The sequence below is a fragment of the Aquimarina rubra genome, from assembly GCF_042684305.1.
Taxonomy (GTDB): Bacteria; Bacteroidota; Bacteroidia; order Flavobacteriales; family Flavobacteriaceae; genus Aquimarina; species Aquimarina rubra.
The window spans coordinates 740,294-763,193 of record NZ_JBHULE010000008.1; the positions used below are offsets into that span (position 1 = coordinate 740,294).

20 protein-coding genes are annotated in these 22,900 nt (G+C 33.4%); 11 read left to right on the plus strand and 9 right to left on the minus strand.

The annotated features are described in order from the left end of the window. The first annotated feature begins 4 nt into the window (after nt 1-4). The 7 genes from ACFSR1_RS07530 to ACFSR1_RS07560 all read left to right on the plus strand — a co-directional run bounded on the left by ACFSR1_RS07530 (nt 5) and on the right by ACFSR1_RS07560 (nt 10,069). Nucleotides 5-505: a hypothetical protein gene (locus ACFSR1_RS07530; RefSeq protein WP_378291184.1), complete on the plus strand. Its 501-nt coding sequence runs from the start codon at nt 5-7 to the stop codon at nt 503-505. Between the two features lie 28 nt (nt 506-533). Then, nucleotides 534-1,484, plus strand: coding sequence for an XdhC family protein (locus ACFSR1_RS07535; protein WP_378291186.1), 951 nt, complete (start codon nt 534-536; stop codon nt 1,482-1,484). Between the two features lie 111 nt (nt 1,485-1,595). Continuing rightward, nucleotides 1,596-2,072, plus strand: coding sequence for a nucleoside deaminase (locus ACFSR1_RS07540; protein WP_378291188.1), 477 nt, complete (start codon nt 1,596-1,598; stop codon nt 2,070-2,072). A 238-nt stretch (nt 2,073-2,310) separates the two neighbouring features. Continuing rightward, on the plus strand, nt 2,311-5,151 hold the full coding sequence (gene uvrA / locus ACFSR1_RS07545) for an excinuclease ABC subunit UvrA (RefSeq protein WP_378291190.1): 2,841 nt from the start codon (nt 2,311-2,313) through the stop codon (nt 5,149-5,151). A gap of 90 nt (nt 5,152-5,241) precedes the next feature. Beyond that, a complete protein-coding gene (locus ACFSR1_RS07550) occupies nt 5,242-5,931 on the plus strand; it encodes an LOG family protein (RefSeq protein WP_378173488.1) in 690 nt (229 codons plus the stop codon). 65 nt (nt 5,932-5,996) lie between these two features. Continuing rightward, entirely contained in the window at nt 5,997-7,247 is a 1,251-nt protein-coding gene (locus tag ACFSR1_RS07555) for a T9SS type A sorting domain-containing protein (protein WP_378291192.1), read from the plus strand. Nucleotides 7,248-7,288: 41 nt separating this feature from the next. Beyond that, complete coding sequence (locus ACFSR1_RS07560; RefSeq protein ID WP_378291194.1) at nt 7,289-10,069, plus strand: metalloprotease; 2,781 nt, start codon at nt 7,289-7,291, stop codon at nt 10,067-10,069. Between the two features lie 7 nt (nt 10,070-10,076). On the opposite strand, the gene ACFSR1_RS07565 is transcribed toward ACFSR1_RS07560, so the two are convergent. Beyond that, on the minus strand, nt 10,077-10,781 hold the full coding sequence (locus ACFSR1_RS07565; protein WP_378291196.1) for a hypothetical protein: 705 nt from the start codon (nt 10,779-10,781) through the stop codon (nt 10,077-10,079). Between the two features lie 493 nt (nt 10,782-11,274). On the opposite strand from ACFSR1_RS07565, the gene ACFSR1_RS07570 reads away from it, so the two are divergent. After that, on the plus strand, nt 11,275-13,689 hold the full coding sequence (locus ACFSR1_RS07570) for an alpha-ketoacid dehydrogenase subunit alpha/beta (protein ID WP_378291197.1): 2,415 nt from the start codon (nt 11,275-11,277) through the stop codon (nt 13,687-13,689). A 4-nt stretch (nt 13,690-13,693) separates the two neighbouring features. On the opposite strand, the gene ACFSR1_RS07575 is transcribed toward ACFSR1_RS07570, so the two are convergent. The 3 genes from ACFSR1_RS07575 to ACFSR1_RS07585 are packed head-to-tail and all read right to left on the minus strand — an operon-like array spanning nt 13,694 to nt 16,031. Beyond that, the gene (locus ACFSR1_RS07575; protein ID WP_378291199.1) at nt 13,694-14,314 is read right to left on the minus strand and encodes a hypothetical protein; all 621 of its coding nucleotides are present in this window, start codon (nt 14,312-14,314) and stop codon (nt 13,694-13,696) included. 29 nt (nt 14,315-14,343) lie between these two features. Then, nucleotides 14,344-15,156: a hypothetical protein gene (locus tag ACFSR1_RS07580; RefSeq protein WP_378291201.1), complete on the minus strand. Its 813-nt coding sequence runs from the start codon at nt 15,154-15,156 to the stop codon at nt 14,344-14,346. Nucleotides 15,157-15,188: 32 nt separating this feature from the next. Next, nucleotides 15,189-16,031 (minus strand): 1,4-dihydroxy-2-naphthoyl-CoA synthase, encoded by an 843-nt coding sequence (locus ACFSR1_RS07585; protein ID WP_378291202.1) that lies wholly within the window; start codon nt 16,029-16,031, stop codon nt 15,189-15,191. 168 nt (nt 16,032-16,199) lie between these two features. On the opposite strand from ACFSR1_RS07585, the gene ACFSR1_RS07590 reads away from it, so the two are divergent. Next, nucleotides 16,200-16,688, plus strand: a complete 489-nt coding sequence (locus ACFSR1_RS07590) for a hypothetical protein (RefSeq protein ID WP_378291204.1) — start codon at nt 16,200-16,202, stop codon at nt 16,686-16,688. A gap of 27 nt (nt 16,689-16,715) precedes the next feature. Here the strand turns inward: ACFSR1_RS07590 and ACFSR1_RS07595 are convergent, their stop codons facing one another. From ACFSR1_RS07595 to ACFSR1_RS07615, 5 genes are all read right to left on the minus strand, one after another. Further along, entirely contained in the window at nt 16,716-17,549 is an 834-nt protein-coding gene (locus tag ACFSR1_RS07595) for a CvfB family protein (protein ID WP_378291206.1), read from the minus strand. A 106-nt stretch (nt 17,550-17,655) separates the two neighbouring features. Beyond that, nucleotides 17,656-17,997 (minus strand): DUF2853 family protein, encoded by a 342-nt coding sequence (locus tag ACFSR1_RS07600; RefSeq protein ID WP_378291208.1) that lies wholly within the window; start codon nt 17,995-17,997, stop codon nt 17,656-17,658. A 103-nt stretch (nt 17,998-18,100) separates the two neighbouring features. Beyond that, entirely contained in the window at nt 18,101-19,825 is a 1,725-nt protein-coding gene (gene menD, locus ACFSR1_RS07605; RefSeq protein ID WP_378291210.1) for a 2-succinyl-5-enolpyruvyl-6-hydroxy-3-cyclohexene-1-carboxylic-acid synthase, read from the minus strand. A gap of 55 nt (nt 19,826-19,880) precedes the next feature. Then, complete coding sequence (locus ACFSR1_RS07610; protein WP_378291212.1) at nt 19,881-20,960, minus strand: isochorismate synthase; 1,080 nt, start codon at nt 20,958-20,960, stop codon at nt 19,881-19,883. A gap of 1 nt (nt 20,961) precedes the next feature. Then, nucleotides 20,962-21,387, minus strand: a complete 426-nt coding sequence (locus tag ACFSR1_RS07615; protein WP_378291214.1) for a PaaI family thioesterase — start codon at nt 21,385-21,387, stop codon at nt 20,962-20,964. A gap of 86 nt (nt 21,388-21,473) precedes the next feature. Here ACFSR1_RS07615 and ACFSR1_RS07620 point away from each other — a divergent pair, with 86 nt between their 5' ends. Both ACFSR1_RS07620 and ACFSR1_RS07625 read left to right on the plus strand, forming a co-directional pair. Next, nucleotides 21,474-22,043, plus strand: coding sequence for a TetR/AcrR family transcriptional regulator (locus tag ACFSR1_RS07620; protein WP_378291216.1), 570 nt, complete (start codon nt 21,474-21,476; stop codon nt 22,041-22,043). Beyond that, a complete protein-coding gene (locus ACFSR1_RS07625) occupies nt 22,040-22,888 on the plus strand; it encodes an alpha/beta hydrolase family protein (protein WP_378291218.1) in 849 nt (282 codons plus the stop codon). Before ACFSR1_RS07620 ends, ACFSR1_RS07625 begins: the two co-directional genes overlap by 4 nt. Nucleotides 22,889-22,900 lie beyond the last annotated feature (12 nt).

Here is a 22,900-nt window from a genome sequence, read left to right on the forward strand (position 1 = left end):
AACCTTGAGCAAAACCATAAAACTGCAATACACCAAAGCTAATATTCTTAGAGGAACTATTATTTATAGTTCTGGTGATTTGATTGCTTCACTACTACTAGGAGAATTTTCTATGTATCGACTATTAGGTATGATCGTATTGGGCGCAACATTATATGCCTTCGAAATTCCGAATTATTTCGCTTGGATCGAGGTCAAAACAAAGGATATAACAGGAGTCAAAAAGACACTTGCTAAAACAGGATTAGCAATCCTCTATTTTAATCCACTGTGGATTGCGCGTCATTTGTTATTTATCAAACTTTTCTCTGGCAATCTTACTCAAATCAACTTAAATTTACTAAAAATAGCATGGGTATCATTTTTGGTCAATATCCCAATATCATTTGTGGCTAATTATTTGATTCAAAATAAAGTAAACTTAAGTTGGCGATTTTTGGCTAGTGCTATCTTCTCTGCATTAATGGCTATTTATTATGCATTAAGTGAAGTTATTTTCAATTAGAAGTGGATTATATTTTTTAATAAAACGTATGAAATTCTGGCAACATCTTTTATCAAAATTACGAGATTACCAAAACGTATATTTACTAACTGTTATAGAAAATATAGGTAGTTCTCCCGGTAGAAAAGGGTTTAAAATGCTGGTTGCTGAAGACGGTTTTATTTTTGGTTCTATTGGAGGAGGCGTTATGGAATTTTCATTGGTAGAAGAGGCTAAAAAACTACTAAGAAATCGGGATCTGAAAATCTTTTTGAAAAAACAAATACATCAAGGTCATAAAGAAAACGGTTCAGGAATGATTTGTTCAGGGGAACAAACGGTAGTCTTTCATCCATTAAACAATACACATATTTCTGTTATTGAAGATATTTTGGATTGTTTACAAAACAATACTAATGGAATATTGACACTAACACCGACTTTATTAAATTTTTCCAATGAACAATTAACCAATAAATTCGAGTACAAGATAAACGCATCTCAAGATTGGTTTTTTAAAGAATATATAGGACATAAGAGTACATTATACATCGTTGGTGGAGGTCATGTGAGTGTAGCAGTTTCTGAATTATTTGTAACTCTTGGATTTTATGTGATTGTTTTTGATAATCGAAAAGACCTAAACACACTAGAACTAAATACGAGTGCACACCAAAAATTAATTGTGGACTTTAATGAAATAGGAAATTACATTTCTGAAGGTTCAGAAAGTTATGTGGCAATTATGACCAACAGATATACCGATGATAAATTAGTGCTGAGTAAACTTATCAGAAATAATTTTGCCTACATAGGCGTACTTGGTAGCAAAGCAAAATTAAAAACAATGTGGGAGGTATTACAAAAAGAAGGTGTAACAACGTCTGAATTAAACATAGTTCGTGCACCTATTGGGCTTACCATAAAAAGTCAAACTCCAGAAGAAATAGCCGTAAGCATTGCCGCAGAAGTTATTAAGATCAAAAATATGAACCAATAATATATTTTGTTTCTTACTATAAAAAATCTACATTTCCACCTGATTTCATTAAAGACTCAATAGATAAAAATGTTATCATTTTTATCGAATTAAAATATTAAATAAAGACAAATGACAGAAGAGGATAAGAAATTTATGAGGCGTGCCATTGAACTTGCAGAAAATGGTATGGATACTAATACAGGCGGCCCATTTGGAGCAGTAATTGTAAAAAATGGAGAAATCATAGCAGAAGGTTGTAATAAGGTTACATCACAAAATGATCCCACTGCTCATGCAGAAGTAGATGCCATCCGTACGGCTTGCAAAAAACTAAACACTTTTCAGTTAGAAGATTGTATCATTTATACTTCTTGCGAACCCTGCCCTATGTGTCTGGGAGCCATCTATTGGGCCAGACCTAAAAAAGTTTTTTATGGATGTACGCGTGAAGATGCTGCTGATATCGAATTTGATGACCAATTAATTTATGATGAAATTGCAGTAGGAATTTCTAATAGACAAATAGAGTTCACCAATGGATTGAGAGATGAAGCATTAAAAGTTTTCAAAAAATGGAATTCAAAAATTGACAGAACAGAATATTAATTTAGGATTAATTGCTTTACTTCTATTTATCTGGAATCAACGTTCTAGAGCCTCAGGGCTCGTGATCTGAGAATTATCCTTCCGTAAACTCAGCATCCCTGTACCGACCTCTGTCAAAGTGAGAGGACTGAGGCTCTCAAAGTCCAAAATTATAACAGCTATTTAACAATTGTAAAAGCCAACCCTATTTTACTAAGAGCTATCAAATAACTACATTTGCAATCTTGGTTAAAAATTTATGGCAATATCAGACGAAAATATAGAGGTTTTAGGGGCAAGAGTTCATAATCTTAAGAACATTGATGTCACCATACCTCGAGAAAAATTAGTAGTTATTACCGGGCTTTCGGGATCTGGAAAATCATCGTTAGCTTTTGATACGATTTATGCCGAAGGACAACGTAGATATATAGAAACTTTCTCTGCTTATGCCAGGCAATTTTTGGGTAGTCTGGAGCGTCCTGATGTTGACAAAATCGACGGTTTATCTCCTGTAATTGCTATAGAACAGAAAACAACCAGTAAAAGCCCAAGAAGTACCGTTGGAACCATTACGGAAATCTATGATTTCTTAAGACTTTTATTTGCTCGTGGAAGCGATGCTTATAGCTACAATACCGGTGAAAAAATGGTTAGTTATAGCGATGAGCAGATCAAAGATCTTATTCTTAAAGACTTTAATGGTAAAAGAATAAACATTCTAGCCCCTATCGTAAGATCCAGAAAAGGGCATTATCGAGAACTTTTTGAACAAATAGCAAAACAAGGTTTTGTAAAAGTGCGGACCGATGGTGAAATTAAAGATATCACCAAAGGAATGAAGTTGGATCGCTACAAAACTCACGATATAGAGATCGTTATTGATCGTTTGGCTGTTAATGACGATAAAGATAATTCTAAACGTTTGATGGAGACTATTAATACTGCTATGTATCACGGTGATGATGTATTGATGGTAATTGAACAAGAATCTCAAGAAGCACGATTTTTTAGTAGAAATTTAATGTGCCCGTCAAGCGGAATTTCATACCCAAACCCGGAACCCAATAACTTTTCATTTAATTCACCAAAAGGCGCTTGTCCTAAATGTAACGGGATTGGCAATCTATATGAAGTAAATATCAAAAAAATCATTCCAGATGATTCTAAATCCATTAAAAATGGAGGATTGGTACCACAAGGACCACAAAAGAATAACTGGATTTTTAAGCAATTAGAATTAATTGCACAACGCTTCGATTTTAAACTAAGTGATCCGATTAAAAAAATCCCTAAGGAAGCGATGGAAGTCATTCTTTATGGAGGAAAAGAAAAATTTAGTGTAGATAGTAAAACACTTGGAGTTACCCGAGAATATAAGATTGATTTTGAAGGAATTGCCACTTTTATAGACAATACCTACACTAATAATGACTCTACTTCTTTGCGCAGATGGGCAAAGGATTTTATGGATAATATTGAATGTCCCGAATGTAACGGATCCAGACTTCGCAAAGAATCTTTATATTTTAAAGTTGGTGAGAAAAATATTGCTGATCTGGCCAATATGGATATTAGTGAATTAGCAGATTGGTTCATTCATCTACCTGATCAATTAAATGAAAAACAAAAGCAAATTTCAGGAGAAATCCTTAAAGAAATTAATGCTCGACTGCAATTTCTAATAGACGTTGGATTAACGTATTTGTCTCTAAACCGAAGTAGTAAATCACTCTCTGGTGGAGAAGCACAGCGGATTCGTTTGGCAACTCAGATTGGTTCTCAACTGGTGGGAGTTTTATATATTTTAGATGAACCAAGTATTGGACTGCATCAACGTGATAATGAGAAACTCATTAACTCTTTGGTTCAGTTGAGAGATATTGGTAATTCTGTTATCGTTGTAGAACACGATAAAGATATGATTGAGCGAGCAGATCATGTCATTGATATTGGTCCGAGAGCAGGAAAACACGGTGGTGAAATCATCAGTGAAGGTACTCCGGAAGATTTACGATCACACGATACTTTAACCGCGGATTATCTGAGTGGTAAAAAACAAATAGAAGTTCCTGCAAAAAGAAGAAAAGGAAATGGCAAAAAGATTTCTTTAACCGGTGCTACAGGAAATAACCTGAAAAACGTTTCGATCGATATACCTTTAGGGAAAATGATTGCCGTTACCGGAGTTTCGGGTAGTGGTAAGTCTACACTTATTAATGAAACACTCTACCCTATTCTTAATGCGTATTATTTTAATGGTGTTAAAAAACCTATGCCTTACAAAAAAATTAAAGGTTTAGAGCATGCCGATAAAGTTATTGATATTAATCAATCACCCATTGGTCGCACACCACGTTCTAATCCCGCAACATATACCGGTGTATTTTCAGAAATCAGAAACTTATTTTCTAAAACTCCCGAGGCTATGATTCGTGGATACAAACCGGGCCGTTTTAGCTTTAATGTAGCAGGCGGTAGATGCGAAACGTGCAAAGGTGGAGGTCTGCGTGTCATAGAAATGAATTTCTTACCTGATGTTTATGTAGAATGCGAAACCTGCCAGGGAAAAAGATTTAATAGAGAAACCTTAGAAATTAGATATAAAGGAAAATCTATTTCTGATGTGTTAGAAATGACTATCAATGAATCTTGTGAGTTTTTTGATCAGATTCCTAAAATATTTAGAAAATTAAAAACAATCAGAAGTGTTGGCTTAGGATATATTACCTTAGGACAGCAATCAACTACTTTATCTGGTGGTGAAGCACAGCGCATAAAACTAGCAACAGAATTATCAAAAAGAGATACCGGAAATACTTTTTATATATTAGATGAACCTACTACGGGTCTTCATTTTGAAGATATACGAGTATTGATGGAGGTCCTGAATGAACTAGTAAATAAAGGAAACACTGTATTAATTATTGAACATAATCTGGATGTTGTAAAAATGGCAGATTATATTATTGACATTGGATACGAAGGAGGTAAAAATGGTGGCGAAATTGTAGCCAAAGGAACTCCAGAGGAAATTATTAAAAACAAAAAGAGCTATACCGCTAAGTTTCTAAAAAAAGAATTAGAAGTTAGTAACTAATGAAGAGTTACGTGCTACCTTCAAAAAAATAAATAAACAACCAATCAAAGCTTTATTAGTGATTAACTAAAAGCTGTAAAATATTATTTTATGAGAAAAGAACAACGACATAAAGGATGGAATGAGATAAAAACAAATGACTCTTGGGCTATTTTTAAAATCATGGGAGAATTCGTGAATGGATTCGAAAAAATGAGTAAAATTGGACCTTGTGTTTCTATTTTTGGATCGGCAAGAACCAAAATTGATGATAAATACTATCAATTAGCCGTTGATGTAGCTCAAAAGATCGTAGAACACGGGTATGGTGTGATTACCGGTGGTGGACCAGGTATCATGGAAGCCGGTAATAAAGGAGCACATTTAGGTGGCGGAACATCCGTAGGTCTAAACATTGATTTGCCTTTTGAACAGCACGATAATCCTTATATTGATAGCGACAAAAGTCTTGATTTTGATTATTTCTTTGTTCGTAAGGTAATGTTCGTAAAGTATTCTCAAGGATTCGTCGTAATGCCTGGAGGATTTGGAACTCTAGATGAACTTTTTGAAGCAATCACTTTGATACAAACTAAAAAAATAGCCGTATTCCCAATAATTTTAGTAGGAACTGAATTCTGGGGAGGGCTAATTGACTGGGTAAAAAGTACACTTTTAGACAAATTTGGAAATATTAGCGCGGGAGATATGGATTTAATCCACGTGGTGGATACACCAGAAGAAGTATTGCACATATTAGATAAATTCTACGGAGAATATAATCTAAGCCCAAATTTTTAGAAAACATTTCTTTTCGCACAAACTCAACAAACTCAACAAACTCAACAAACTCAACAAACTCAACAATGAAAAGATCATTAATAATAGTCGTCACATTTTGTATTGCCCAAATTTCTTTTGGGCAGGCTACTATAAAAACTATGTTTTATAATGTATTAAATTATCCTACTGCTCCGCCGGAAAATAGAGAAGAAATATTAGAAACGATCATCGATAGTTATGAACCTGATATTTTTATGATTTGTGAATTAGAAACAGAAGAGGGAGGTAATGAGATACTAAACAATTCATTAAATGATGACAATACTAATTATTCCAGTGCTCCTTTCTTAAGTAATTTTTCTAATTCTGATGTAGAATTACATCAATTACTATATTACAACAATCAAAAGTTTACATTGATCCAAAGTCAAAGACTAATCACTACTATAAGGGATATCAATTGGTATACATTAGAGTTAATATCAGAAGATCAAGTAAACAATCCGATTAGAATAGAAGTTTTTGTGGCACATCTAAAAGCTAGCAGAGGTTCTGATAATGAAACAAAACGCCTCAATATGGTAAGAGAGTTTACAGATAATTATGCTAATTTAGATGAAAATGATTACGTGATTTTTGCCGGCGATTTCAATTTGTATTCTTCTAATGAACCAGCATATCAAGAGTTATTAGACGTGAATAACAAAATTATTATGGTTGATCCTATCAACACTCCCGGTAATTGGAGCAGTGATAACACATTTACCGATATACATACTCAAAGTACACGACTAAGTAGTGAGGATTTTGATGATTTTGGAAGTGGCGGCGGATTGGATGATCGTTTTGACTTCATCTTAATGTCAGAAAATATGGTTAATAGTACCGAATTAAAATATATTCCTAATACTTACGAAGCTTATGGTAATAATGGCAATTGTTATAACCAAAGGATTGATAACGTCGATTGCACAGGAACTTTTGATAGCGCTCTAAGAGATGCGTTATATACTATGAGCGACCATCTACCAGTAGTTATGGAATTACAGGCTAATCAGCAATTTCTTAGCACACCGGAATTTACAGAAACAATAAAAAAGATAGAATTGATTAGCGGCAACCTCTTAGATACTCAACTATCGCTACAAATTAATAATAATTCTGAGCCTATTGATTTCAAAATATATAATACCTTAGGGCAAGAAATAAAATCATTTTCGGCAAAAGGTAATAGTATTACAAATATTTCGGTATCTGAATTAAGTGCTGGAATGTATTATCTTGTTCCCGTTAGTATTATTAGTGATACCATCAAATTTGTGAAGAAAAATTGAGTCGCTCCAGAATATTCCATATCGTTTTAATACTTTTGATAATGCAAGCAGCCTCTGCTCAGCATACTATTGTTATTGATGGAGTTCTGGATGCCGATAACAAAAGTATAACGATACAACAGGAAATCATTTATACTAATCTATCTAAAGACACACTACAAGAGATTTTTTTACACGATTGGGCGAATAGTTTTGAAAGCAAAACAACACCTCTGGGAGAGCGATTTTCTGAAGATTTTCTGAAAAGATTTTATTACGCAAAAGACTATGAGCGCGGATCCACTTCTATTAAATCTATTACGGATACATCAGAAAACAATTTAACATGGATGCGTCATAATCAAACTCCGGATATCATAAAAATCGAGATGGATCGACCTCTGTATCCGGGAGCTAGTTTCACCTTTCAATTAAAGTATAAAGTAAAATTACCTAGTGAAAAGTTCACTCGCTATGGGTATCATAGAAATGGGGATTTTAGTTTAAAATATTGGTACATCGTGCCTGCTGTTTATGATACCAAATGGAATGTTTATAGTCATAAAAATCTTGATGACCTCTATGCTCCGTTATCGGATTATACTGTAAACTTAAGTTTACCGGTAGATTATACTCTTACTAGTGAATTTAATCAGAAAGAATCAACTGAACCCAACAGTACAACAAAAACAGTTAAGTTGACCGGTAAAAACAGAAACGAGGTTAACCTATACCTTCAAAGGAATAATTCGTTTTATGACTTTCAGATGAATGGGGTAAAACTCATTAGTAATATAGAGGATAATGATTTGATGCCCGAAATGAAAAGTGTGGCAACAAAACGAATTATCAAGTTTTTGGAAAATAGATTAGGCCCCTACCCTTTTGATAAAATCTTAGTTTCAGAAAATGATTATAAAAATAATCCAGTATATGGTTTAAATCAGTTGCCAGATATCCTGAGACCCTTTCCTGATGGTTTTCAATATGAAATTAAACAACTAAAATCGATTACAGAAAGTTATCTCGAAAAAACATTGTTTATCAATCCCAGATATGATGCTTGGATAAAAGATGCTATACATATCTATCTGATGATGGCTTATACAGAGCAATATTATCCGGATATGAAGATTATCGGTAATTTAAGCAAAGTCATAGGTATCCGTTGGTTTCACGCTGCAGACTTAGATTTTAACGATCAGTATTTCTTAGGATATAAAAACATGGCGAGATTATTTCTGGATCAACCTCTCACAGAGCCACAGGATAAACTGGTAAAATTCAATAAAAATATTGCAAATGCATATAAAGCAGGAATTGGTTTTAAATATTTAGAAGACTATTTAGAAGATGATAACATCCTAACTGATGCAATAAAGGAATATTATTCAAACAACACTTTAAAACTTACTGGCTCTAAACAATTTGAAAAAATCCTAAATACCTTAACTCCCAAAAATATTGATTGGTTTTTTGAAGATTTCATCCCTACGAACGAAAAATTAGATTTTAAAATTAAGTCGGTTAAAAAAAGAAAGGATTCTCTTGAAATTACTATAAAGAATAAAAGAAATAATTACATGCCCGTTTCTATAGCCGGATTAAGGGATGGACAATTAGTTTCGAAGACGTGGGTTACTGGCATCACGGGAAGGAAAAAGGTGAAAATTGCCAATGAAAATATTGATAAGTTAGTATTAGACTATGATCAGAACATACCGGAAATAAATAGAAGAAATAATCATCGAAATCTAAAAGGAATTTTTAATAAACCTATTCAATTCAGGTTTTTACAAGATGTAGAAGACCCTACTCGTAGCCAGATTTTTTATATTCCAGAGTTCGAATTTAATGTATATGATGGTCTTACAATCGGTTCCAAATTTTACAATAAAACGTTTATAAGAAGGGATTTTGACTATAGAATTACGCCTAGTTATGGTTTTCTATCAAAAAAACTAATCGGTTCTGCATTTTTTCAATATAGACATCAAATTGCTGATTACGATCTTTATCAAATCAAATATGCGTTTAGTGGTAGTATGTTTAGTTATGCGCCTGATTTACTTTTTAGACGCTTCTCTCCTTCTGTTGATTTTTTCTGGAGACCAGAAGATCTAAGATCTAATGAAACTCAAAGATTATCCATACGTAGTGTAAATGTATTTAGAGAACGAGACGACAACAATCCTGTAGAAACTCCAGATTATAGTGTATTTAATGTAAGGTATCGATACTCTGATTTCAATTTGTTAGACTTCACATCTTACCTATTTGATTATCAAATCGCTAAGAATTTCAGTAAATTATCTACAACAATTAATTACCGAAAAATATTCTTAAATAATAGACAGATCAATCTTCGTCTATTTGCTGGAGCTTTTCTTTATAATGATACAGAAAAAGATGGAGATTTCTTCAGCTTCGCATTAGATCGCCCTACAGATTATCTTTTTGATTTTAGTTATTTAGGACGAAGTGAAGAAACCGGCCTAGTAAGCCAGCAAATTATTATTGCTGAAGGAGGATTTAAATCCCAGTTAGAATTTCCTTTTGCAAATCAATGGATCACAACGTTGAATGCTAATACCAATATTTGGAATTGGATTTACGCTTATGGAGATGCGGGATTTGTCAAAAACAAAGGAACATCTCCAAAGTTTGTTTATGATGCAGGAGTACGAGTAAGTCTGGTAGCCGATTATTTTGAGCTTTTCTTTCCGGTTGTATCCAATAATGGTTTTGAAATAAACCAACCTAATTACGATGAAAAAATCAGGTTTATCATTACACTAAGTCCGCAAACCCTTATTGGTCTTTTTACCAGAGAGTGGTATTAGATTATAATTATAAAAATTTTTCTTTTGCAACTGTTACCTTTTCGGGAGTATCTTCTACTAAAAACAACATAAAAATATATAAGCTTAGCACGTGGGCAATATTAACAAATACTGTAAAAATATCACTTGGATAGAATAATTCGTTGATAGGCAATAACGACACTATAAATATGCACAAAAAAGCGACTATTATTAATTTCAGACCTTCTTTATACATATCTTGCATATAGATCAAATAAGCTACTAGTATATATGTAGTAGAACTAAAAAGACAAATAACAACTTCTGGAATAGCCTCTTTCACTACATCGATTAATAGTTGAGAGATAGAATAAATCAAATAAGCAATCAATGCGGTACAAACCAAAATTGGGGCAGATAAAAACGTGTTTTTCTTTATTTTTCCAATTACCAAATACTTTCTCAATGCCAGCGTACAAAAAATAAAGTAAAGTGACGTTAACATACAGATAAGCGAAAAATTCTTGATAAAATCCGTATAAATTAAAATATCACAAACGATCATAGAAACTAAACTAAGTACGTACCACATATTTACTTTAGCAGCTCGTTCAAAATAGATAGCTCCAATTGAAAAAATTATAATAGGTAACGCATAAGTCAGATAATTTCTATCAAAAAAAACAGTAATTATAATAACTACTGCAAACGCCATATAGAATAATATATCTGTGAGTTTTATGCTTTTCAAAAATGTATAGTTACATGAATAGGGATGGATCTTAATTTATAAAAAATCCTAATCAATCGTAATATAAACATTAATATTTATCTGAATTCATCTTTTTAATTTTTGTTTATCTAAAAAAAACAATCAACTACATTTTACAAAATAACTGATAAAAAGAAAGTCTTTACAACCTATCACTTCTATTAAAAACGAACAAAATTTTGATAATCAATTAATTAAAATTAAAAACCGTATATCTGCAATAGAATTTTTAATGGACGACAACTGTATCTTCCGTCTTACGAATCTGTACAATTTGTCTTATTTTCTAACAAAAATGATAAATGTGAAAATTTTGAATATTTGTTAATCAGTTCTTAAAATAATCAACTAAAAAAAGAATTCTTCAATAAAAAGTATAATTATATGAATAATTCACAATAACTTTAATACTTACTCTCTTGGAAATGATTCGAATTTTAGCTAAATTTGCGCACCGTAAAACATCGTTCACATGCAGCCTGAAACAACTATTACACCTAATATTTCTTTTGAAGAGTATAAAAATCAAATACTTAGAGATTACAAAGTCGCTTTAATAAGTAGAGAGTGTAGTTTGTTAGGACGAAGAGAAGTTCTTACCGGAAAGTCTAAATTCGGTATTTTTGGTGGTGGAAAGGAATTACCTCAATTGGCTATGGCAAGGGTTTTTCGTGATGGTGATTTTAGATCAGGTTATTATCGTGATCAAACATTTATGATGGCGATAGACCAATATACTGTAGAACAGTTTTTTGCCGGTTTATATGCTCATACAGATATAGAAAAAGAACCTTTTGCTGCAGGAAGACAGATGGGTGGTCACTTTGCTACTCATAGCCTTAATGAAGATGGATCCTGGAAAAATTTAACTAAACAAAAAAATTCTAGCTCAGACATCTCTCCAACTGCAGGTCAAATGCCTAGATTATTAGGATTAGCACAGGCATCTAAAGTATATCGAAATGAAAAGAGTGTTGAAGGTTATACTAATTTTTCTATCAATGGAAATGAAGTTGCCTGGGGAACGATAGGAAACGCGAGTACAAGTGAAGGTCTTTTTTGGGAAACTGTAAACGCAGGTGGTGTTTTGCAAGTACCTATGGTGATTAGCATTTGGGATGACGAATACGGGATATCTGTTCACGCAAAACATCAAACAACAAAAGAAAATATATCCTTAGTACTGGAAGGATTTAGACGTGATGAAAAACATGACGGATACGAAATCATAGTAGTAAATGGTTGGGACTATCCAGCATTAGTGGAAGCCTATGAAACCGCAGAGGATCTGGCAAGAGAACACCACATCCCCGTAATTGTCCACGTAAAAGAACTGACTCAACCACAAGGTCACTCCACATCAGGATCACACGAGAGATACAAAAGCGAAGAACGATTAAACTGGGAACGCGAGCACGATTGTAATAAGAAATTCAAAGAGTGGATTATTGAACACAATATCGCAACGGCTGATGAATTGCTAGAGCTGGAAAAATCTTGTAAGAAAACAGTACGACAAGGTAAAACTAGTGCTTGGAATGCTTATTTATCTGAAATTAAAGAAGAACAAAAACAAGCATTAGCTCAATTGCGGGCTGTAGAAGCCAAAAGTGCAAATAAAAATTTCATTTCTCCTCTCGTAAAAACATTAGCAGATAAGGATGAGCCTATACGCAAGGATATTCTTGAGGCTACTAGAAGAGTTTTGCGCTATATAGTTAAAGAAGATTTTCCTGAAAAAACTGCACTTCAAAACTGGGTAAACAATTACATAGAAGAAATACAACCTAAGTATAGTGATCATCTTTATAATGATTTTGATAGTAATGTAACCAAAATCAAAGAGGTAAAACCTCAGTATGCTGATAACGCAGAAACTGTAGATGCTCGTTTAATTCTCAGGGATAATTTTGACCAAATATTTAGCAGAATTCCAGAATCTTTAATCTTTGGAGAAGACAGTGGTAAAATTGGTGACGTTAACCAAGGACTAGAAGGATTGCAACAAAAATTCGGAGAGATAAGAATTTCTGATGCCGGTATACGAGAGGCAACTATTATCGGACAAGGTATCGGTATGGCGATGAGAGGTCTTAGACCTATTGCAGAAATACAATATCTGGATTATATTCTATACTGTATCCAGGGATTAAGTGATGATCTGGCTACCTTACGATACAGAACATTTGCCAAACAAAAAGCACCATTAATTGTTAGAACCAGAGGACATCGACTAGAAGGTATCTGGCATTCTGGTTCTCAAATGGGTGGATTAATTCATTTATTACGTGGTATTCATATTCTGGTGCCAAGAAATATGACAAAGGCAGCTGGATTCTATAATACTTTAATGGATAGTGATGAACCTGCAGTAGTAATAGAATGTCTAAACGGGTATCGCCTTAAAGAAAAGATGCCTACCAACCTATCAGAAATCAGAACACCGGTCGGTGTAGTCGAAACGATAAAAGAAGGTAGTGATATTACTTTGGTTTCTTACGGATCTACATTAAGATTAGTAGAACAAGCTGCTAAAGAACTTTTATCTGTTGGTATCAATGCAGAAGTAATAGACGTACAGTCGTTAATTCCATTTGATTTAACTCACGACATTGTAAAGAGTGTTGCCAAGACCAATAGAATTCTGATTATCGATGAAGATGTTCCCGGAGGCGCAACAGGATATATCCTTCACAAACTTATTGATGAACAAAATATTTATCAATATTTGGATAGTGAGCCGCAAACATTAAGCGCGAAACCACATCGCCCTGCTTTTGGTACCGACGGAGATTATTTCAGTAAACCATCTACAGAAGATATTTTCGAGAAAGTTTATAATATTATGAATGAAGTAAATCCTATAGAATATCCAAAATTAAGATAATACCTTAAAAAGGATTTTCTATCCGAATACGCTTTCCGTCTTGATAAGAAATAACAAATATATTTCTATCAATGATACCAGACTGAAGTAGAATTTTTCTAAATTCCTGAGCTTCAGAAAGTGTTTCGAATATTCCTAAGCTCAATTTAAAATAAGAAGTGTCACTATAGAAAAGAGCATTGGTAAATTTTTCAGAAACCAAAGGAGAAACTTTATCTTTTGTAAACGACTGGATTTGAACCGAATATACAGTATCTCTATTAATAAGACTTCTATATAAATAGAGGTCTTTTATATTTTGAAGGTCTTTTTGACCTTTTTCCAAATCTTTTAGTTGATTTTTAAGCACATCTATCTCCGATTGAAATGAAGGTAGTTCTTTATTTTTTACAAAAGTATTCTTTGCATTATTATCATCAACCCAAAATATAGTATAGATCAGCAAAGCGATCGTAGATATTAACAAAAATGAGCAAAGCACTTTTAGCATTACCTTGGAGGCCCTGTTCTTTTTAAGTTCTGCTGATCTTTCATTCAAAAGATCCTCTAGCTTTCCCTGCTCCACTTCAGCTTTTTCTATCTGATAATGTAACGATAAAAGATCTTCATTTTTAATATCTGGCATCTTAGTTGGGGATTAAGAGTTGTTTATAGTTATGGCAATTTTTGTTTAGTAATTTTATACACAATTCCGTCGCTTATTTCTAGAACCATAATGGGGTTCTCCGCTATGATTTTTTGAAAAGCTTTTAATGGAAAGCCTTTAGAGATCTGATTTATATCCTGAATACGTACTTTATCGTTTAACTCCAGCCTTCTAAGCTTTGTATTTGCATTAGAAACGTAATAGTTATCATACAAAAAATACAAGGTGTCCCCGTTTTTATCTATATCATATTCGGCTTCGTTATTTTCTTTTGCTTTTTCTACAGCTTTTTTTCCTTTATAATACTCAATAAAATCAGCTTCAATAAAAATTACACCATTATTTCTAAAGACCTTTTTGACATAACAATGTTGTCTTTCAAATTTTAATTTATTTATGGTATCCGTTGCTGACTTCTGAACAACATCATCCATAATATTTTCTCCTGGATTTGCTGTTTCTGTTGTAAGACTATCTTCTGCTGTTCCCAATCCCCTTTTGTAGTCTGCAATATCAGACTTAAGCTTTACCAATTCTTTTTCTAAGGAATCATTGATTTTCTGTATTTGATCTACTTTATCTGGTATATTATCCGGGGAATCTTCAGAAATCAGTTCACTATTTTGACTTAAGTAGTACATCCCTCCTCCCATTACCATAATGACAGTAAGAAAAAAGATCATAAAAATAAGACTATTTCGCTTACTTCTTTTAAGTTCCTCAGAAATAGAAACAAGACGGTTTTCCAGCTTTTGCTGTTTCATTCCAGATTTTTCAATCCTGTATTGTACTGATAATAATTCGTCTTCTTTACTTTTCATTATAATTCTCTAATCTAGACATCAAAATCAAACTATGGTATCCATTTAATATCCTTAAAATCCGGCTTCCGCTTTTCTAAAAACGCATTTCTACCTTCTTTTGCCTCATCCGTCATGTAGGCAAGTCGTGTAGCTTCTCCGGCAAAAACCTGCTGCCCTACCATACCGTCATCTGTAAGATTCATCGCAAACTTTAGCATCTTTATAGACGTTGGTGATTTCTCTAATATTTCTTGTGCCCATTGATATGCCGTATCTTCTAACTCATCATGCGGAATAACTGCGTTTACCATCCCCATTTCGTAAGCTTCCTGAGCGGAGTAATTTCTACCTAGAAAGAAAATCTCTCGTGCTTTCTTTTGGCCGACCATCTTAGCTAAATATGCAGACCCATATCCTCCATCAAAACTAGTAACATCTGCATCAGTTTGTTTGAAAATTGCGTGTTCTTTACTTGCCAAAGTAAGGTCACAAACCACGTGCAAACTATGTCCTCCACCAACAGCCCATCCTGGTACTACAGCAATGACTACTTTTGGCATAAATCGTATTAATCTCTGTACTTCCAGAATGTTTAATCGATGCATGCCATCTTGTCCAACATATCCCTGATGCCCTCTAGCCTTCTGATCTCCTCCACTACAAAAACTGTATACACCATCTTTTGTAGATGGACCTTCTGCCGAAAGTAATACTACTCCAATTGAAGTATCTTCTTGCGCATCATAAAAAGCATCATACAATTCACTCGTGGTATTAGGCCTAAAAGCATTACGAACGTTGGGTCTATTAAATGCAATCCTTGCTACTCCATTTGATTTTTTATAGGTTATATCCTGATATTCTTTTACAGTTTTCCAGTTTATTGAACTCATTATATTTTTTTTAGTGCTATCAAAAATAATATAATATATCGTATTCATCTATATTATTGCCATAGTTAAATCGAGTTGAAAAAACATAATATTTTAGATTTTGATTAAATTAACAAAGGTTCTGCACGATTTTTGATACTTTTAGTGAGAAAATGTAAGTTAAAAATTATGAGAATCTTTTTTGTATTACTTTTGGGTGGATTCGGTTTTATGACTTTTGGTCAGGAAAAACCTTCCTTAGCTATAGAATGGGAATCTCTGAACGCTCAGCTATCCGAAAGTTATACCCAATATACAATTGAACATCAAGAGATCATTCCTTCACTTTCATATATAAGATCTATAGTTTCTACCGGTAACTACCAACTCATGGAAATAGACCTGACAGTTGATCTTAGAAGGCAACTTATCAAAGATGACAGGCCCATGCTTTTGCTTCCGGAAAATAAGTTTGTAAAATCTGATTACTACGTCGCAATTCCTACCATCGAGAAAAGTGACGCAAGTATTACTATTACAGGAAATGGTGGTTACAATAATAGTAATCCTAACAACGGGGGCGTTAAAAACACCGTATATGAAGATGCCAGCACCAGAACAGGAATATACTGTCCGGTCACTGGGCTCCCACTAACTACTAGTCGAAGACCAAATTAGTATAAATGAATTAACGTAATCAAAAAATCAGTCTACCAGACGGATTCCGTCTTTTTCTATAACTATCTTTTTTGCTTTATATAAAGAACCAATCGCTTTTTTAAAGCTCTTTTTGCTTAACTGAAAAACATCTTTGATATCGTTAGGATCTGATTTATCGTTGAGATCAATAAATCCTCCACTAGATTTTAATTCATCCAGTATCTGCTGGGCGTTGGGTTCTATAGCCCTGAATCCGTGTCTTTGTAGTGTGAGATCTATTTTACCATCCGGACGAACTTTTTTGACAAAACCTTTTAACTGATCACCGGGAGTAACTTTCTGGAAAATTTCATCTTCATATACCAAACCTAAATGTTTTTGATTCACAATCATATTCCAACCGTATGGCGATGGGTGTGAAGCAATAAGATCTACTTCATCAAAAGGAGAAAGCAACACTAAAGAATTGTCCAGAAAAGCATTGGTCTTACTCGAACCTACAAGTCTGTTTGTTTCTTCATCCAAGTATACATAAATCAGATACCAGCTACCTACTCTCATCTTAGAAGCTTGTTCTCTAAAAGGAATAAAAAGCTCTTTCTCTAATCCCCAATCTACAAAAGCTCCAATATCAGAAACTGTTGTACATTTTAAATAAGCAAAAGAATTAACAGTGGCATAAGGTTCTATGGTAGTTGCTACAATTCGTTCTTCGTGATCGAGATATAAAAATACCTTCACCTCATCCCTGATCATAAACTCTTCTGGCACATATTTATTTGGTAATAGCACTTCATTTCCATCATCATCACTAAGATAAACCCCTTGATCTCTTTCTCTTACTATTTCCAGCGTATTGTATGTACCAAGTTTAAACATAATCTATTTTTTGCGCAAATATAATTCTTTAATCTTCCTCTTGTTAAATTAAAGTAAAAAAGGTGCTCCTAATGGAACACCTTTTTTAAGGTAAAAACCTGATATTTTATTTGTAAACAGATTCTTTTTTAAAGTGTTTTGCCAGCAGATAATATACCACTGCTCTATACTTATTTCTATTAGACTTACCATATGCATCCATAACAGAAGCAATTGCTTCATCTAATTTTGGTCCATCAGAAAGACCTAGTTTTTTAATTAAGAAATTTTTCTTTACTGTTTCTAATTCTGCCGCATCACTACCAGATACCGTAGCAGCATCTTTATTATAAATTGATGGTCCACAACCAATGGTAACTTTAGTTAAAAAATCCATGTCTGGTGTTTGACCAATTTTATCTTTAATATCAGCAGCATACTTAGTAATTAATTCGTCTCTTTTACTCATAAGATGATAATGTTTTAGGTTTTAGTTAATTTATTATGTTATCTCAAATATAACTTATTTATTAATGAATTATTCATTAATAAATTATATTATATCGCCTTTTTTAGACAAAACACCCAAAATAATCGATTAAAACACTATCGTTCTTGATTCTTGGGGTAAAAACTTCTAATAACTGTGGAGAATCATTGTAGTTATATAGTTTTTCCACACCTTTTACCAATTCTTTTTCATCGCTTGCTTCCATATATTCTATATCAAACATTTGACATAACTGCTTCGCTGTGAGCTGGTGTTTTGTTTCAAAAAACTTACTAAAGTTTTCGCTTTCTGTCTTACCGGGTAAAATCCTAAAAATACCTCCTCCACTATTATTAATTAAGATAATCTTGAAATCAGATGGTATGGAATCGTTCCATAGTCCATTACTATCATAAAAGAAACTAAGGTCACCGGTAATTAAGGTGGTCGGCAATCCCGATCCCAATGCTGCACCAATCGCCGTAGATGTGCTACCATCTATACCACTGGTGCCTCTATTACAATATACCTTAAATGAAGGATTTAATGAAAACAATTGGGCATATCGCACAGTAGAACTATTGCTAAGTTGAATCATCTGATGATTCGGAATTAAATCGAATAGATACTCAAATACTTTTAGATCTGTGAAATCTATCTTTTTTAAATATTCAGAATGTCGTTCTCTTCTTTGATTCCTAATAGTGATCCAATCAGACTTATATTTGGTTTCTACCAGAACCGTGTCTGGTAAAAAATTGGAGAAAAATGAATTGGGATTCATTTTTATATGTTCTGTTAAACAGAAATAAGTATCATAAGCTTTCTTTTCATCTACATGCCAATGAACTTTGGGTTGATAATTTCTTAAAAAAGCTTTAATCCGTTTAGATACAACCATCCCGCCAAAAGTTAATAAAACCTCTGGCTGCAAGGCTTTAAACTCTTTCTGATTTAACGGTGTAATTAACTGGTCTATACAATTAATATGTGTAGAATGATGAATATTGGATGTCGTCTCAGTCAATACTAAAACAGAAGGATCCTTAGCAAAATGATCAATCCATCTCTGCTCTATACTATCCGGAGAATTAACTCCGATCAATACAATTTTACGTTTTGCCCGATTCCATTCTTTGACCATACCCAATCGCAGAGTTTTAGAAATCTTATTTTCTATACGCTCTACGGGTATATTTTTGGGAGAAATTGTGGGCTCGGTAATAGTATCATATAGCGGTTCATAAAAAGGAACATTAATATGAACCGGACCATTTTTTTCTAAAGCAATATTTAACGCCAGATTAATTTCTCTTTCGTTATGTTTTTGAGCTTCGTGTTGTTTTTGTTTTATTTTTACGTCATCAATTTTCGTCTCCGGTACAATTTCAGAATATAAATTCGCAGAATACAGAATATGATTTTCAAATACATTTTTCTGACGTATTGTTTGCCCATCACCAATATCAATGCGCTCAATCGGTCGGTCGGCACTTAGCACCACCAATGGGATATCACTATAAAAAGCTTCAGAAATTGCAGGATAATAATTGAGTAAAGCACTACCTGATGTACAAACTAATGCAACTGGTTTCTGGATTTGTTGGGCAATACCCAATGCAAAAAAAGCTGCACATCTCTCATCTACAATACTATAACAATGTATTTCTGGATTTTCAGTAAAACCAATAGTCAAGGGTGCATTTCTGGATCCAGGCGAGATAACAATATGATGAATTCCTTTTGCTTCGCATAAAGCAACAATAGTTTGTGACAAAGGAATTTTGGAATATAAACGTTTTTTCATTCGTGGTGCTAAATTACAATTTAGCCATAATTAAAGCCAACCTTTTAGAAGTATTTTAATGTAAAACCTTTTTCATTGTTTCAGTCTTTCTGACTGTTTCTTCCCATTCATTTTCAGGAATAGAATCTTTGGTAATTCCTCCCCCTGCATAAATCAGGGCTTTTTTGGACACGAACTCCATACATCTAAGATTTACAAACAGATTAGATTCTCTATGTCCATTTTTAACTATATTCAATTCACCTAAAAAGCCCGTGTAATATTTTCGATCGTATAATTCATTCTTCATAATAAAAGATAAGGCTTCTTCTTTTGGTAAACCACATACTGCCGGTGTAGGATGTAATGTTTTTATGATATCTTCTATATTAGAATTATTAGGTATCAATGTACCTTTAATATCTGTCCTTAAATGTAATAATGTTCCCGCTTTATGGGTGTAGGTCCCGGATTTTTCAAGAGAATCTACTTTAGAAGAAAGCCTATTCATCACATAATCTGTTACGATAGCTTGTTCTTCTATCTCTTTAGCACCCCATTTCACTTCTAAAGAATCAACATGCGGCTGAGTTCCTGCCAGAGACATTGTAAAAAACTGATCCCCTTTTATGGTTACCAAAGTTTCCGGGGTTGCTCCTAGCCAAATTCCTATTGCCGGATGATACCAGCAATACACAAAGGCATTAGGATAACTATCAATTAACTTTTGGAAAACAACCAAAGGAGTTATATCGGAAAAATGCATTTCTTCTTTTCTGGATAACACTACTTTTTTAAAAGAACCTTGAGTAATAGCTTCAATTCCTTTGCGGACAAGCTTCAAATGAGCTTCTTTCTCATTATCATCTATATCAATTGATATTGATTGTTTGTTATGCTGAACTTCAAATTCGGTTTCTGAAATAACCGATCTATAATATTCACTGTTTTCGGCTGATATTAGAATTGTATCGTCTCTGTTATCAAATGGTGCAAAAACAAAGCCTGTAGTGTCATAAGAATCTACCTTGTATAATTCATTATTATTTTGAAGAAAACTATGAAGTTCTTTTTCCCCTGATTTCCGATATATTACAAATGGTAATTCTCGATCCCATTGAGATTGGATCTTCATATATAAAGATGAAATATCCATATTATCTGGATTTTGCCAAAGCAATAGTCGTTAGTTTTACTATAGAGATCAGATTATCATCCTCATTACGTATTTTGATATCCCAAAGCTGTGTGGTCCTTCCTCTATGTACAATCTCAGCTCTTGCATATACATATCCGTCTCTAACACTTTTTACGTGATTCGCTGAAATCTCTAAACCTCTAATATAAAAATCTTTGGTGTCCAAAAATATATGAGAAGCCGCACTACCCACACTTTCTGCCAATGCTACCATTGCACCACCGTGAAGAACACCATCTGGCTGATGTACTCTGGGAGTTACCGGCATCTTTGCTACTAAATAATCCTCTCCTACATCACAAAAAGAAATATCCAATGTTTCCATCAATGTATTCTTGCACATGATAGCGCATTGTTTCAATACCTCCTCTTTATTTAACTTCATATGTTTTAAATTTTAAGTAAAAATAAGCAATGACATTAAATAATTCTAACTATATTTGATTGTAATTTTAACGAACGTTCAATAAAATGCCAAAAACCAAAACATCCAAAGAAGAAGTATTAAGTAAAGTAATTCCGGTACTTAGAGAACGAGGTGTTTCTAAAAGCAGTATGAGCGAATTAGCAAAAGCCTGTGAAATTGAAAAATCTCATTTTTACTATTACTTTAATAGTAAAGAAGAGTTGATTAAAGAAGTATTAGCAACCGTTAATAGTTATTTTAAGCATAATTTATTTAAGGTAATTGAAAACAAAAGCTTCACTACCGAACAAAAGCTTAAAAAAGTACATGGCCTTATCGATAAAATGTTTAGAAATGCCAATAGCGGTTGTATTATGGCCAATACCGCCTTAGAAACCGCACACCTTGATCCTATTTATAAAGACGAAATCAAATATTTTTTTGAAGATTTTATAGCTGGGTTACAGATTCTATTAGAGCCCAACTATTCTAAAGAAGAATCTCTGGCATTGGCAGAACAGATGGTTCAAGATCTGGAAGGTGGAATCCTATTGATGCGTATCTACAACGATCATAAATATATAAACAATGCTGTTTCCAGAATGGAAAAGATAATTTTGAAATCACAATCATGAAATCTTATTTTATAAAATCTAATGATGGATATCCTATTTCGGTACACGAATTTGTTCCAAAATCACCCAATAATAAAACAATCGTCTTTGCTCCGGCAGTAGCTGTTCCACAAAAATTTTACTTCAATTTGGCTATCTATCTGGCAGAAAAAGGGTGCAATGTATTTACTTTTGATTATCGAAGTATTGGCAAATCAACTTCTCAAAACATTCAATCTCTAAAAGAATATGGTTTCTTTTCCTGGGCGATGGATTTCAAATCAGTATCCAAATATATAAAGGAGGAATTCCCGAAAAATACCCAATATATGATAGGTCATAGTTATGGCGGAAACAGTGTGGGGTTTAGTGACGCCTACCAATATTATGATAAGTATCTTACCATTGGATCTCAGTTTGGGTTTTACAAACATTTTACACCAAGAATGCGTGCTTTGATATATCTCAATTTTAAGATATTCGTCCCTGTCACTACATCTATACTAGGATACTATCCCTCTAGCTGGTTTGGGCTAGGAAGACCATTAACAACCAAAGCTGCAAAAGATTGGGCTACTTTCCTTTTACATCCTGACTCGATGTTACAATTTACCAAAAAAAATACTGAAACCTATTATCAGGATATCACGGCATCTATGTTGCTTATTAGTATTGATGATGATCTTTTTGCTCCCAAAAAATCAGTAGACATCTTAGGAGATCGAGTGTATAGCAATGCACAAACGATTCGAAAGCACCTAAAACCATCTGATTACAATCTGAAAAAAATTGGTCATTTTGATTTTTTTAGAAAGAAAAATCAGGATATATTGTGGCCACTAATAGATGAATGGTTCCAACTATAAAACCACACTAAT

Bases quoted from the DNA above. Each gene is read 5' to 3' on its own strand.
- ACFSR1_RS07535 (WP_378291186.1), top strand. From the start codon at position 534: ATGAAATTCTGGCAACATCTTTTATCAAAATTACGAGATTACCAAAAC.
- ACFSR1_RS07540 (WP_378291188.1), top strand. From the start codon at position 1,596: ATGACAGAAGAGGATAAGAAATTTATGAGGCGTGCCATTGAACTTGCA.
- uvrA (WP_378291190.1), top strand. From the start codon at position 2,311: ATGGCAATATCAGACGAAAATATAGAGGTTTTAGGGGCAAGAGTTCAT.
- ACFSR1_RS07550 (WP_378173488.1), top strand. From the start codon at position 5,242: ATGAGAAAAGAACAACGACATAAAGGATGGAATGAGATAAAAACAAAT.
- ACFSR1_RS07555 (WP_378291192.1), top strand. From the start codon at position 5,997: ATGAAAAGATCATTAATAATAGTCGTCACATTTTGTATTGCCCAAATT.
- ACFSR1_RS07560 (WP_378291194.1), top strand. From the start codon at position 7,289: ATGCAAGCAGCCTCTGCTCAGCATACTATTGTTATTGATGGAGTTCTG.
- ACFSR1_RS07570 (WP_378291197.1), top strand. From the start codon at position 11,275: ATGCAGCCTGAAACAACTATTACACCTAATATTTCTTTTGAAGAGTAT.
- ACFSR1_RS07575 (WP_378291199.1), bottom strand. From the start codon at position 14,314: ATGCCAGATATTAAAAATGAAGATCTTTTATCGTTACATTATCAGATA.
- ACFSR1_RS07580 (WP_378291201.1), bottom strand. From the start codon at position 15,156: ATGAAAAGTAAAGAAGACGAATTATTATCAGTACAATACAGGATTGAA.
- ACFSR1_RS07585 (WP_378291202.1), bottom strand. From the start codon at position 16,031: ATGAGTTCAATAAACTGGAAAACTGTAAAAGAATATCAGGATATAACC.
- ACFSR1_RS07590 (WP_378291204.1), top strand. From the start codon at position 16,200: ATGAGAATCTTTTTTGTATTACTTTTGGGTGGATTCGGTTTTATGACT.
- ACFSR1_RS07595 (WP_378291206.1), bottom strand. From the start codon at position 17,549: ATGTTTAAACTTGGTACATACAATACGCTGGAAATAGTAAGAGAAAGA.
- ACFSR1_RS07600 (WP_378291208.1), bottom strand. From the start codon at position 17,997: ATGAGTAAAAGAGACGAATTAATTACTAAGTATGCTGCTGATATTAAA.
- menD (WP_378291210.1), bottom strand. From the start codon at position 19,825: ATGAAAAAACGTTTATATTCCAAAATTCCTTTGTCACAAACTATTGTT.
- ACFSR1_RS07610 (WP_378291212.1), bottom strand. From the start codon at position 20,960: ATGGATATTTCATCTTTATATATGAAGATCCAATCTCAATGGGATCGA.
- ACFSR1_RS07615 (WP_378291214.1), bottom strand. From the start codon at position 21,387: ATGAAGTTAAATAAAGAGGAGGTATTGAAACAATGCGCTATCATGTGC.
- ACFSR1_RS07620 (WP_378291216.1), top strand. From the start codon at position 21,474: ATGCCAAAAACCAAAACATCCAAAGAAGAAGTATTAAGTAAAGTAATT.
- ACFSR1_RS07625 (WP_378291218.1), top strand. From the start codon at position 22,040: ATGAAATCTTATTTTATAAAATCTAATGATGGATATCCTATTTCGGTA.